The sequence below is a fragment of the Pauljensenia sp. C0170B5 genome (assembly GCF_056590195.1).
In genome coordinates this window covers 284,142-296,324 of sequence record NZ_JBWPVR010000001.1, presented here as the reverse complement: position 1 = coordinate 296,324, position 12,183 = coordinate 284,142, and the positions used below count along the sequence as shown (strand labels likewise).

Genomic DNA, 12,183 nt, shown 5'->3' with positions numbered 1-12,183 from the left:
GCTTGACAGTGTAGCTTGGTTCGTGCAAAACGACAAATAAAGTGTTAAATCTGCCAAAAACGATATAAAAACGTAATTTTTCGTCCTCGTATCAGCACGACCGCTGCGCAACGCCGACCGTTTACGTGATCGTTAACGATTGAAGGGTCACAGCGTGCCTTTGTCGTGATTCATCAGGCAAAACCAGGATTGAGCGACGCTCTGCCGCCTCGGGTTAAGCGTTTTTCACCGTGAATCTTCCCGGATTAGGGGACTTCCTCGTGTTAGTCGTCTCGCTCACTGCTTCAGCGTGTCACGCCTGACCGGCCCTGCGCGTGCCCTCGCGCGAATATCCACACTGATCCCCGCAACAAGCACTCTCTGGCTCACCGTCACATAGGTGTCATCTCCGCGCACCTCGCAGCCGGCGTGAGCCCCATTGCGCTCGACGACCTCACTGGCCACCGTGCAGGCATTCATCCCACCTCCGGTCCACTGTGCAACCGCCGACCGATGCCCACCGGCCAGGGCTGCAACGTCAGCCACTGCCTGAAGACGGGTCTGATGCCCGTACACACTCCCTGCACCAGCAATCACCACACACATCATCACGGTGCATGCGATGACCGCCAGCGCGGAGATGGTGCCTGATCCTTCCTCGTTCCCCCTGTCGCCGTATACCATCAGGGCACCAGCTCGGAAATGGTGGTGATCGTGCACGATGCTGTAGCACCGACCCATCCAGCCGGCGCAGCCACACTGGCGTGCCCGGTGACCGTCATCCATCGCCCTGATTTGTTCGTTGTGACAGTAACGGGCCTGCCGTACGCCTGGGAAACACTGAGAGCTGGATCCTGGCCACCTATGGCTGCTTCATGTGCACCTTGACGAACCGCCGAACACAGTTCAATGCGCGTGTGAGCAATGCTGACGACGCCAAGAACGAACGCCACCACGATCATCACGGCGAAAAGTGAGAGCGCATGTTCGACTGTCACCATGCCGTCCTCGCTATGCCCGCCCGTTTCGCTGCCACCAGCGGGGTGGTCCCGTAAGCACTCCCTGGCACTTACGGGACCACGTGTCGCATGCCTGTTCACAGTGAAAGCGCCTGCTGGATAATGCCCTGAAGCAGGGATTTCACTGCGCCTGACTTGAGAACGACGAGCAGAAGTCCGGCGAAGCCGGCTGCTGCGACCGCCCCGATCGCGTATTCCACGGTTGTGGATCCTTCTTCCGGATCGGCATCATGATCCTCGACATGGTGAGCACGTTGGATCATTGCGTCGTATTGACACCACGTGTCACACGCTGCCTTCGTCGCTGCATCTTCGATGCGTTGGGTGATTGCCATGTTTGTCCTTTCGATCAGTAGTGACTGTCCGCCGTTTGACGGTGTGACCACCTTCCGTGACACGCACTGCGATCTCCATCGACTGTGCGCAAATTGTGGAGCAAGAAGCGCCTGGAAGGGCAGCTGTGGATTCAACGCATCTGTAGATGCGCGGTGTGGATAACCAGGGGCTGTCAGATGCCGACCCGTCAGCTACCACAACCCGCCAAAAGTGTTCGTGCCAATATGCAGCAGGATTGGCACGACGCCCAGGGCGATGAAGGACGGCAGCAGTAACGCCCCCAGCGGGATGACAAGGCGCACCGCCAGGCGTTCAGCCTCACTTTTTGCATGTGCGATGCGCCGTGCCCTGACCTGGCGCGCAGCACGCGTGAGCAACGGCACCGGCGACGTGCCATCGCTCCATGCCGGCTCGAGGACATCAGCCAGCAGCGCGGCGTTGGCTGGATGGGGATTCCACGCATCACCCCACCGTGCCCCCAGGACCAGTTCGCTACCGATCCGTTCCAGTTCCGCGTCATTACCGACGCGGCCCAGCGTGCGCACAATGGAGGGCACTGAGGCACCCGCATTCATTCCCGCGATCGTCAGATCGCACATAGTGGCCGGATCGACGCCCTCGCTTATGTCAATGGTTCGGGTGATCATGCGAGTGGAGACGAGCCGACCAACGATCAGGCACACCGTTCCGATGATGGCGCTGATGGTGCCGATCCCACCGTCACAGAAGCGCTCAAGAGGGTTCGCCCCAATCAGCTGACCCAGCGCAATACCCGCCACAGGCAATGCGGTGAGAATACGTGCCGAGGTCAAGGGGCCAGACCGTGCGATGGCGCGCGCATCTTCGGCGGCTGCAGCTTCATCGATACTGTCAGCCACAATATCCAGTACCTCAGCAAGCGGCGTTCCCAGTTCCTGCGTCAGGCGGCATGCGACACTCAAGGTATGAGCTGAGCGCCGACTGACCCGTTCGCTCACTGTGCTGCGTCGCCGCAGCCGCCCACACGAGGACACTAGGTGGCGCCACGACAACGCGTCTCGCTGCCGCACCAAACCCAGCACATCACGCCGCACATCGCGCCACGAGGGAGCGCGCGCCAGCCTCGCCACGGATCGGGGAACACCGTCCTCGGCAATCCCCTCCCATGAACCCAGGTGCGCAGAGCCAACTCTGTCCCACGCACGCATCCACGCCTCGGCAGTCGGCATACCGGCACGCAGCCGGGCTGCCACCTCGGCCACCAACATCGACAACTGGGAGCTGCTGTCCTGCCCGGCCGGCACGACATTTGACGAGGGAGGCACTGGCTTCTGTGCGCGAACTGCCTTCAATGATTCGTCGAATCTCCAGGCCACGATCACAGCCTGAGCGCGCCAATGTTTGGCGGCCGATATGCCAATCGCCGCGACCAAACAGGCACTCATCAAGCACAGTAGCGCCATCATGGAGCAGCACTTTTCGCGTCCAGATCGATGTGCAGCCGTTCAGCCAGCAGTGGCCAGGCGCGATCAGGGTAGAGCCGGCCATCACGCTCTCTCAGCGCGCATTCACATTCACAGGCAACGCCACCTGCTGTCCGGGTCAGAACACCAATCTGGCTGACCCGCCTTCCATGCGCATCGCGCCTCATCTGAATCACCGCGTCAAATGCGGCCACCGCCTGCGCTGACAGCGCGGCATCCGACAGGCCGGCCAGCGATCCGAGGGCAGCCAGACGTGCCGGGACATCTTCCACCGCGTTGGCGTGGATGGTAGCCATTCCCCCGTCGTGTCCGGTGTTGAGCGCCGTCAACACGTCACGCACTTCGGCGCCTCGACACTCACCGAGAATCAGTCGGTCGGGCCGCATTCGCATCGCAGCGCGCACCAGATCCGACAGGCTCACCGCTCCCGCGCCCTGAACATTGGCCTGCCTTTCCTGCAAGTGGATAACATGCGGGTGACAGGGACGCAATTCCCGTACCTCCTCGATACACACGATCCGTTCGTCATGCGGCACGCTGGACAGCATGGTCGACAGCAATGTGGTCTTACCCGACCCGGTCGCCCCGGATATCAAAATGTTGGCCCGCAGTGCCACCAACTGGGCCATCACGCTCGCGATGGAACCGTCCATCAAAGACTTGCTCACCATCTGCTCCAGCGTCATGGAGTGAGCGCGCGAGGTCCGCAGGGAAATCACCGTTCCTTCATCAGAAACTGGTGAGAGCACCGCGTGCAGGCGCACGCCGCCGGGCAGCGTTCCATCCACAATCGGACTGGCCTCATCCAGTCGTCGTCCGCACGCAGCTGCCATGTGGACCGCGAGCGCCCGAACCTGACTTTCCGACCCCAGCTGCACGTCAACACGCTCCACCCCCTGCCCGCGATCGATCCAGACACTGGTGGAGTTGACGAGCACATCTGTCACATCGGGGTCCGCCACAAGAGGAGCAAGGTCCGGTCCGAGTCCGCCGGCGCGCGCCACCAGATCGTCAAAATCGGTGGCCAGTTCTCTCACTCCTGCACCCTCGCGAGCATTGTCACGCACCGCCCGGACAGCTGAGTGCCCCTGAGCGAGCGCGCGCCTCATGGTGTGACGGCTCATCGCGCACGCTCCATGCCCGACCTGAGCGCGGCATACATTCGCTTGACGGCAAAACCCCTGGGCATCCCACCTCGAAAAGGACACTGCATGGCCTGAATCGACTGGAAGCCGCACTCGCGGATACTGCCCAACAGTTGCGTCGTCGTCCCGTGCGTCGTGGCAATCACGACGGGCACAGCAGGTGGCGCATAGCGGGATATGCCGGCCATCAGCGTACACACCCCGTCCAGGTCGGCGCGTCCGACCAGGCACAGCGCATCGATTCCACATTGGGAGGCGGTGCGCATTGCGTATTCATCCCACCGTCCCAGATCGACCACAACATGCGCGCGGGAGCTCACGCTGGTGAGCACCCGCACCAGCCTCGTATCTGAACGTGCCGGCCCACCACGGCAGTCAGCCGCGAGGATTTTCACGCCGTCACGCACGGGCAGAGCGTCAATGAGCGTGCCAGTCCATCCGGTCTCGTCTGCGCGCAGGTCACCCCAGTGGATACCGTCAGCGGCCACGTCCTGCGCCGCGCCCACGCCTGGCCCATACTCGGCGGTGTCCACGACGATCACGGGCGGAGGGGGAGCCTGAGGCAGAACCGGCAGCGGGTGCGACCGGATCTGCTGAGCCAGCGCCCGCGCGATTGCCGTCACCCCCACCCCACCTTGCCATCCGGCGCAACCGATGCGTATCAGGTCAGGGGAAAATACCGGTGACGGTTCACATGAGGCGACAATGTCGGCCAGCATCATCTCATCGCCGGGCAGGCGCAGCGATCCGGCAGGGCCGACAACAATGACCGGCACCTGTGCAGACGCACGGACTGACGAGGGTGGCCCATCCGGATCCGAGGTCAGCCACATGTCGCAGGGCAGTCCGTCGCTGGCAACCGTTCCGCCTGCAAGCTCGATGATTTCACATGCGCTACGCCTGGCACCCTCGTCCAGTCGATCCAGTCCGACGCGCACGTTCCACTGTGTACTCATGCCGTCACTTCATCTCACGTGGCTTCCCTCGTCCACCTCGCTCAGTCAACCTGTGGAAGACTGGAGAAAGACACCACCCTGTGGATAACGCGCGCAGTTTTTCGACTCGACGATCAGGAGACCCGCATGAAGCGATCACAGCCACGCTCAAGGTCCGCTGCCTTTTTCGACCTCGACAAGACAATCCTGGCCACGTCAACCTCCGTGGCGCTGCGCGCTCCCCTGCGTGAGGCCGGCCTTCTGACCCGGCGCGGCGCACTGCTGGGTCTGCTCATCCAACTGCCCTACCTGATCAAGGGCGCTGACGAGCAGGCGACAGAGAAAATGCGCGAATCACTGGGTGAAATCGCTGCCGGATGGGACGGAGTCTACCTGGAGTCCACCGTGAAGGATGCGTTGAGCAGGTCAATTGACCCGGTGTGCTTCGTGGAGGCGCTGGAAGAAATCGCCATTCACCGCGCGGCTGGTCGGCGCATTGTCATCGCCTCAGCCTCGATTGAAGAAATGGTGCGCCCGGTTGCTCACATGCTGGGTGCTGACGCGTCGATCGGTTCCTACGCGCAGCGCAATGAGGACGGGACGTTCACCGGCGTGATTTCGCGTTTCAACTACGCCGATGAGAAGGCGCGCGCCTGCATCGACATGGCACAGCGCAACGGGTGGGATCTGAGGGAGTGCTTCGCGTATTCAGATTCCATCACTGATGTGCCGTTACTGGAGGCAGTGGGGCACCCCGTCGTCATCAACCCTGACCGTCAGCTGCGTGAAATCGCTCAGGAACGCGACTGGCCGATTCGCAGTTTCACGCACACGGTTCAGGTCCGCACCTCGCCGGCTCGACTCATTGTGCCGGGCATGATTGCCGCTTGCTCTGCTGCAGGCACGGCGTGGTCGTTTTACCGCGCGTATACCAGTTTGCGCGGCAAGTAGCCCGCCCTCATTCCCTATTGCCGAGGGTGGCCCGCCTGAACACTGAGCGCAATATCCAGGGCATCGTCGACACCGGCGATCAGTGATGACAGGAAGAATGCGAGCACGTCGTGCGCGTAGGAGTGATCGGGCGCTGCCCAGCCGGACACAATGCGCGCAACGCGCTGAGGGTCTGTGGCGCTCAGCTTGCTCACAGTCACGACCCCTGTCGGGTCCGTGCCGCGCACGGTCAGAATCCATCGCGCCACAGCCGCCCCCACGGAGCGTGAACCTGGTTCGAACAGTGGATGAGCTGCACAGTCGGCCCACACTGCGGCCGCACTCGCCACAGCAGGCACATCACAGGTGACATGCGACAAAACGTGAGCGAGACGCCGAGGCGAGGCAGGAACGGCAATTCGGGAACGTTCAACGTGGCCTGAGGTAGCAAGAAGTGACGTGATGTCGCGGTGCAGTCCGGCGACCAGGTTCGGCAAAGCGGGCTGCGATGCAGGCCTGGTGGTGGGCGTGCGGTTCAGGGGCGGCATGAGCGTCATGACGTGCCATTGGCTGCGCCAGATCCCCAGCGCGAACTGTTCACCTGTGGTCAGGGTGCCGGCTTCGTGTGGCCCCTCGCGCATCGTGAGGTCACGCAGATCGCTGGTGCTGATCGGTGAGCCTTCCCAGCGAGAAAGATAGGCAGCTTCATAGATGTTGGTCAGGGCGCGTACTTCCTGCCACCGGCGGCGCAAACTATGATGGAAACGGACGCGCGTCAATGCGCTGTCACATTGTTCGCGCAGCGCGCAGATATCTGGGGTCTGCCACGCTTGAAGCAGGAGGCGCATGCGCACAATGTGATCGGATTCTTCCACGTGGTGAGCTTATCGGGTGAGGTGAACGTGAGCGAGACGAAAGTGGCACAGACTGGGGTCAGGTCGATCCCTCGGGCCACGCTGTCACAGCACCTGCGTTCAGCGGTTTTCTCAGCGGTTTTTTCACCTGTCGCGCTGATCATCATGGGATTTGCGGTCGCTGACACTCAGGCCGCCACCGCGCAGGGACAGCCATTGTCATCGTCCGAGGGCACCGTCGGTATCGTCATTACGACCCTGTTGCTGGCACTCGTGGCTGCCAACTCTGATGAGTCCTCAGCCGGCCTTGCCGTCACCACTGTCAGTGCGGTAATTGTCGGAGTGGGCCAGCTGACCGGCGCGTTGCGCGCTCCCCTGTGGATGGGAATCGCTATGAGCGAGGCGGACTCACTGACATCGATGCGGTGGAGTCTGTATCCAATATGCGTGGTCTTCATCTGCCTGGGGGCGACGGTGGCAACCATTGCCACGCGGCGGTGGACGGTTCACGCCACGCTGAGGGAACTGGAGCAGGCCAGTGCCGAGAGTTCTCAGGGAGGGTCCTCCCGCGTGCGTCCCTTCAACGGGCAATTCCACAATGCGCGCAACCGGACGTGGGTCGCGGTCTTTTCCTGTGTTGCCCTGATTCTCGGGTGCATCATGATGATGGTTGCCGCGCCCGAGGAATCACTGCGCGTAGCGTCACAGGGGTTGGAGGGGCTGATGGCAGAAAACACGTTCCGACCAGTTCCGGCGCTGATCTGCGCCTTGTGTTTCGGCCTGGTGGCGTGGATTTCGCAGTGGTCAACGTCCGGACCCATTGTAGCGTCCTCAGTTCTGGTGGTCATACCGTTTTCGTTCCTCATCCCATTGTGGTCAAGCCTTACCGGCGCGGTGGTCACACCGCATTCCCCCGCCACGACGCAGATTTCTCTGGCTGCGCCGGTGCTGTCCGCGCTGGGGTTACTGCTTCCCGCACTGGTCATGGGTCCGCTGCTGACGCGCCGCCATGTTCGCGCACAGGTGTTGCGGGCAACCGGGCACCGCCACGGTTTTGTGGATGAGATGTAACACGATCAGAATCGGCCGTTTCGGCACGCCCATCGCAAGATCGGGCAGTTCTCACGCTACATTAAAGGTCTAAGGAGGTAGCACCATGTCTGATCAGGAACTCCACGACCGCCGCCCGGAAGGTGAAGTGGGAGACGATGAACTCATCGTCGATGAGAGCCCGACTTTCGAGGGCGCAAGCGGATCAACGGCTGCGCCGATGGCACCGCGCCCCGAAGAAACTGACGAAATCGCTGAATCAGCTGCCAGCGATGAGATTCTCACGGGCGAAGAAGTGACCTTGAGCAGGCATGAGGGCGACACGGAAAACATCATTGGAGCGCCTGGCAGTGCTGCCGATGACACCTCGGCCGTCGATCCTGTGCCCTCCACGTCCGAACCACGCATCCCTTCCCCCGTCGATCCTGTTGATGACGAGGGCGACGCACCTGACCTGGATGAGGATGAACCTCGCGACCGCATCTCCCCGCCTGAGCGTGATGATTTGCCGGCACCAGCTCCGCGCGACGTCCTCGAAAATCGCCATGACCGCGATGAGGACGAAACAGCCACAGATGAAGATGAGCTGGAGCGCACCGCAGTGCACCGCCGTTCCCTCGTCTCTCCGCCGGAGGAAGCAGATCCGGCAGATGAGAACGAGGCAAACTGGCATCCTCGCGCTGAACCGGTTCCGGTGCACGTGGAAGGCACCCCGAGTTCCCTCGATGACGCCATCTTTGAAGGCACGACACTGTCGCCCGAGATTCCGTCTCGCGCTGGATCGCACTGGTGGAGCTTCTTCGCATTCTTGATCTTCCTGCCCATCGCATGGTTCCTCGCAGCTGATGCCGGGGCGCGCATGACACTTGCTGACGGGTCTGCGTTCTCGACGGGGGCAGTGAACCTGGCAGCTATTGCCGAACTGGTGGGCGCTCTGGTGATTGTTCTCCTGCTGGGGGTGACGGTTGCGCGCTCCTCGCTGGGTGGCTTCGTCATGGGTATTCTCACCTTCCTGTCCGGACTTGTTCCGATCGTCATTCCGGGGATTTTCTCGCAGCTCATTCAGCCTGCTGTTCAGTGGCTGAACTCGTGGAACGCATTCGGCATGAATCTTGCTCACCACTTCCAGGCCTCCGCATTTTCCGGACGCTTCGCACTCCTGGGCCTGATCGTGCTGGTAGGCGCGTGGGTCTCTCACTGGGTACGTCGCCGTGGCCGCTCGGAGGAAGCTCTGCGCGCTGAGGTGGAAAAGATCAATCCTGAAGGTGCCTTCTTCTCATGGCGAGCCCGCCGCCGCGCGGCCAAGGCTCGCGATGAGGGCCGCTGAATCACATGGATGCAGATCTTTCTCTTCGGGAGGTTCTGGAAGAGCCCGGTCCGTGGCAGCATCGCCACGTCAACGCTGGCGGCGCGACCTTCCACGTTGTCGATGCCGGCCCGTTGGAATGTGACCACGCCGTTGTTCTGCTGCACGAATTTCCTTTGTTCTGGCGTTCCTGGCGGCATGTTATTCCCTCCCTGGCTGAGCAGGGGCATCGTGTGATCGCAGTTGATCAGCGCGGTTTCGGCGCCTCCGACCTGCAGGCCGACAAGGTGGATCTGCTGCAACTGTCCCATGACGTCACCGCCATCATGTCAGCAATGGGTATTTCCCACTTCACAGTGGTCGGCGCAGGCATGGGCGGTGCTGTTGCATGGATGCTGGGAGCTACCAATCCGGTTGCGTTGCGCGCGGTGATGACGCTGGCGGCGCCGCACCCACTGGAACGTACCCTGTGGCCCACACTGCTTCCTCTGTGGCGCGGGCGTCTGCTCGCCCTGCGCATGGATATTCCCTGGCGGCGCGTCACCTTGCTCAAATCCGGCAAACTCATCGATTCAATGATCCGTTCGTGGGCGGCGCCCTCACATCGCGAACAGATGCTGGCCGACGCACAACCCTATCGACGCGCAATGGCTCGCGCGTTCGCCGCCTCCGCGACCACTGACTCATTTTCCAGCACGCGATTCCTGTCCATCGCCTCGCGCAAGGCGCTGGCCGACCCCGTGCAGGTTCCGACTCTGAGCGTGCACTGCGCAGAAGATTCATCACTGTCGGCTACAGATTTTGCGCGCGATTCACACCATGTGACCTATCCGCTGCACACCACAATGCTGCCCGCAGTAGGGCACTTCGCCCCCGAAGAAGCACCCGAGCGTGTCACGACCCTGATCAGCGATTTCCTGGCTTCACTGCCCACCACCTGACCAGGGCACTACACCGACTTTCGGGCAGCGATCCACCACCGGACACTCATCGCATCGAGGCCCCTGGGCAGTGCACACTGAGCGACCATGTGCGATCAGAACATGTGACAGTTTCGTCCAGTTCACGCCTGCCAGCAGTGTTGTCACGTCCTTTTCGACGCGCGTCACGCTGGTCGCCCTCGTCCATCCCAAACGGCGAGACAGGCGGCCGACATGTGTATCAACTGTCAGTGCGCGCGCTCCGAAACACACTCCCATCACGACGTTGGCCGTCTTATGCCCGACCCCGGGGAGTTTTTCCAACTCCTTGTTGGACTGCGGAACCTCACCACCGAATTCAGTGCACAGCGCCTGAGCGGTCGCAATGATCTGCCCGGATCGTCGGTGCTGGAAACCCAACGGCCGCACGATCTGCTCGACCGTATCGCGCCGCGCCTGAGCAAGGTCCAGAGCTGTTGGAAATTCCCCGAAGAGCGCCGGCGTGATGCGGTTGACCCGCTCATCGGTTGTCTGCGCCGACAGCATTGTCGCAATGAGCAGCTGGAACGGCGTCGAACAATCTAATGTGCATGTGGCGTCCGGATAGGCGTTCATCAGCTGACGCGCAAGTGCCTCGGCAGCTTCAGAACCCGCATTGACAAGCCCAGATGTGTCGTGTTCTGTTGGAATCGTCACGTATGAATAATAATATTGACTGTTGTTGCCATACACTCCGGCCAAAACGCCGTGGTGATTGTCACGATTACGACACAATGGAAGATGAAACGCTGCGAGCAGCCTCGCGCGATTCGACATAGACGACAGGAACGGAGTTTGGTCTCACATGTTTGTTGATGACATTATCAATCAGGTTCCCCTCTTCGACGGGCTCGACGAGGCGCAGAAGAACTTCTTGCAGTCCAAGATGGGACGCACCGCATTGCGTCGCGGCGAAACTCTCTTTGACGAGGGCGACCTTGGCGATCGCCTCTACATCATCACCGAAGGCAAGATCAAGCTGGGTCACACCAGCAACGACGGGCGCGAATCACTGCTCGCCGTGCTCGGACCGGGCGAAATTATCGGTGAACTGACGCTCTTCGATCCAGGCCCGCGCTCCACGGACGCTACCGCAGTGTCCCCGGCGACCCTGCTCTACCTTGAGCACGAAGACCTCATGGAAATCCTTGACACGAACCCGACGCTGGCCAAGCACATGCTCAAGGCACTTGCCCAGCGTCTGCGCCGCACGAACGAGTCCATGTCTGACCTGGTCTTCTCAGATGTTCCAGGCCGTGTCGCCAAGGCGCTGCTTGACCTGGCCGACCGTTTCGGCGCGCCCACCGACGAAGGCGTTCACGTGCCTCATGACCTGACTCAGGAAGAGCTTGCTCAGCTGGTTGGCGCGTCGCGCGAAACCGTCAACAAGTCACTGGCTGACTTCGTCTCCCGCGGCTGGATCCGCCTTGAGGGTCGCGCAGTGACGCTGCTGGATGTTGACCGTCTGGCTCGTCGCGCACGCTGAAGACGTCAAAAAAGTGGGGCGGTCGCTGACCGCCCCATTTTTTTATGCCTGTTTTTCTATCGGCCGCTTCAGGTAGGCGACCAGATTATCGGAACCCGTCGGCCCGGGGATGACGGTGACAAGTTCCCACCCGTCAGCACCCCATTGATCCAGGATTGCTTTTGTGGCATGTGTAAGCAACGGAATCGTTGCGTATTCCCATGTGGTCATGTCACTAGCCTAACTGTTTGATACCGATGCTTCCTAGCGGCGCACGTGGGCCAGAACTTTCGGGATCCGCGGTGTACGTAGTTCACACGCCAACGCGTCCTGAGATTCGTTGAGCCACTGCCACCAATCCTCCACGTCGTCGTAGTGACGCAGCATAGCTCGCCGTTCACGTTCAGTCAGTCCACCCCACACGCCGAAGTTAGCTTCTGACTGCAACGCATCTGCCAGACATTCCAGGCGCACTTCGCATGCCATGCATTTGACTCGTACCTGGCGTTGGGAAGCTCCCTGCACAAACAGTGCGTCCGGTTCTTCCGTCGCACACAGCGCGCGGGCGGCCCATGTCTGATCCTGATCGATACTGCTCATTCCTTGTTCTCCAGTCCATGATCATCCTTGACCATCACTACTGTGACCATACACACATCTGGCTCATTCAAGCAACACGAGATCATCAATAGTGTGAAATATCCTCCTCACAGGATGCATAACAGGCGCCCGCGGCCTCCCT

At 61.2% G+C, this 12,183-nt stretch carries 15 protein-coding genes; 5 read left to right on the top strand and 10 right to left on the bottom strand.

All coding sequences use genetic code 11. The annotated features are described in order from the left end of the window. Nucleotides 1–276: 276 nt before the first annotated feature. The 6 genes from AC1EJZ_RS01310 to AC1EJZ_RS01285 all read right to left on the bottom strand — a co-directional run bounded on the left by AC1EJZ_RS01310 (nt 277) and on the right by AC1EJZ_RS01285 (nt 4,898). Nucleotides 277–663 carry an Rv3654c family TadE-like protein gene (locus AC1EJZ_RS01310; RefSeq protein WP_058237471.1) on the bottom strand — a complete coding sequence of 129 codons (387 nt, stop codon included), beginning with the start codon at nt 661–663 and terminating at the stop codon, nt 277–279. Further along, the gene (locus AC1EJZ_RS01305; protein ID WP_070725288.1) at nt 663–980 is read right to left on the bottom strand and encodes a hypothetical protein; all 318 of its coding nucleotides are present in this window, start codon (nt 978–980) and stop codon (nt 663–665) included. Before AC1EJZ_RS01305 ends, AC1EJZ_RS01310 begins: the two co-directional genes overlap by 1 nt. Before the next feature lie 95 nt (nt 981–1,075). Next, nucleotides 1,076–1,261, bottom strand: a complete 186-nt coding sequence (locus tag AC1EJZ_RS01300) for a DUF4244 domain-containing protein (RefSeq protein WP_058237916.1) — start codon at nt 1,259–1,261, stop codon at nt 1,076–1,078. Between the two features lie 264 nt (nt 1,262–1,525). Next, nucleotides 1,526–2,689: a type II secretion system F family protein gene (locus AC1EJZ_RS01295; RefSeq protein WP_141757239.1), complete on the bottom strand. Its 1,164-nt coding sequence runs from the start codon at nt 2,687–2,689 to the stop codon at nt 1,526–1,528. Nucleotides 2,690–2,775: 86 nt separating this feature from the next. Then, nucleotides 2,776–3,921, bottom strand: coding sequence for a TadA family conjugal transfer-associated ATPase (locus AC1EJZ_RS01290; protein ID WP_480293815.1), 1,146 nt, complete (start codon nt 3,919–3,921; stop codon nt 2,776–2,778). Next, nucleotides 3,918–4,898, bottom strand: a complete 981-nt coding sequence (locus tag AC1EJZ_RS01285; protein WP_058237474.1) for a hypothetical protein — start codon at nt 4,896–4,898, stop codon at nt 3,918–3,920. The genes AC1EJZ_RS01290 and AC1EJZ_RS01285 overlap by 4 nt, the downstream gene beginning before the upstream one ends. 126 nt (nt 4,899–5,024) lie before the next feature. Between AC1EJZ_RS01285 and AC1EJZ_RS01280 the strand changes: the two genes are divergently transcribed. Further along, nucleotides 5,025–5,828, top strand: coding sequence for an HAD family hydrolase (locus AC1EJZ_RS01280; RefSeq protein WP_480293814.1), 804 nt, complete (start codon nt 5,025–5,027; stop codon nt 5,826–5,828). Between the two features lie 14 nt (nt 5,829–5,842). Here the strand turns inward: AC1EJZ_RS01280 and AC1EJZ_RS01275 are convergent, their stop codons facing one another. Further along, nucleotides 5,843–6,559 (bottom strand): hypothetical protein, encoded by a 717-nt coding sequence (locus AC1EJZ_RS01275; protein ID WP_480293813.1) that lies wholly within the window; start codon nt 6,557–6,559, stop codon nt 5,843–5,845. Between the two features lie 3 nt (nt 6,560–6,562). Between AC1EJZ_RS01275 and AC1EJZ_RS01270 the strand changes: the two genes are divergently transcribed. From AC1EJZ_RS01270 to AC1EJZ_RS01260, 3 genes are all read left to right on the top strand, one after another. Next, nucleotides 6,563–7,732: a hypothetical protein gene (locus AC1EJZ_RS01270; RefSeq protein WP_157886403.1), complete on the top strand. Its 1,170-nt coding sequence runs from the start codon at nt 6,563–6,565 to the stop codon at nt 7,730–7,732. Between the two features lie 85 nt (nt 7,733–7,817). Further along, nucleotides 7,818–9,038 carry an MFS transporter gene (locus AC1EJZ_RS01265; RefSeq protein ID WP_480293812.1) on the top strand — a complete coding sequence of 407 codons (1,221 nt, stop codon included), beginning with the start codon at nt 7,818–7,820 and terminating at the stop codon, nt 9,036–9,038. Nucleotides 9,039–9,043: 5 nt separating this feature from the next. Further along, entirely contained in the window at nt 9,044–9,958 is a 915-nt protein-coding gene (locus AC1EJZ_RS01260) for an alpha/beta fold hydrolase (protein WP_058237479.1), read from the top strand. Here the strand turns inward: AC1EJZ_RS01260 and nth are convergent. Continuing rightward, nucleotides 9,941–10,633, bottom strand: a complete 693-nt coding sequence (nth, locus tag AC1EJZ_RS01255; RefSeq protein ID WP_058237480.1) for an endonuclease III — start codon at nt 10,631–10,633, stop codon at nt 9,941–9,943. The genes AC1EJZ_RS01260 and nth overlap by 18 nt on opposite strands. A 148-nt stretch (nt 10,634–10,781) precedes the next feature. Here nth and AC1EJZ_RS01250 point away from each other — a divergent pair, with 148 nt between their 5' ends. Then, nucleotides 10,782–11,462 (top strand): Crp/Fnr family transcriptional regulator, encoded by a 681-nt coding sequence (locus AC1EJZ_RS01250; protein ID WP_058237481.1) that lies wholly within the window; start codon nt 10,782–10,784, stop codon nt 11,460–11,462. A 42-nt stretch (nt 11,463–11,504) separates the two neighbouring features. On the opposite strand, the gene sp36 is transcribed toward AC1EJZ_RS01250, so the two are convergent. Continuing rightward, complete coding sequence (gene sp36 / locus AC1EJZ_RS01245) at nt 11,505–11,672, bottom strand: Sp36 family protein (protein WP_074026219.1); 168 nt, start codon at nt 11,670–11,672, stop codon at nt 11,505–11,507. A gap of 33 nt (nt 11,673–11,705) precedes the next feature. Then, nucleotides 11,706–12,041 carry a WhiB family transcriptional regulator gene (locus tag AC1EJZ_RS01240; RefSeq protein WP_058237482.1) on the bottom strand — a complete coding sequence of 112 codons (336 nt, stop codon included), beginning with the start codon at nt 12,039–12,041 and terminating at the stop codon, nt 11,706–11,708. Nucleotides 12,042–12,183 lie beyond the last annotated feature (142 nt).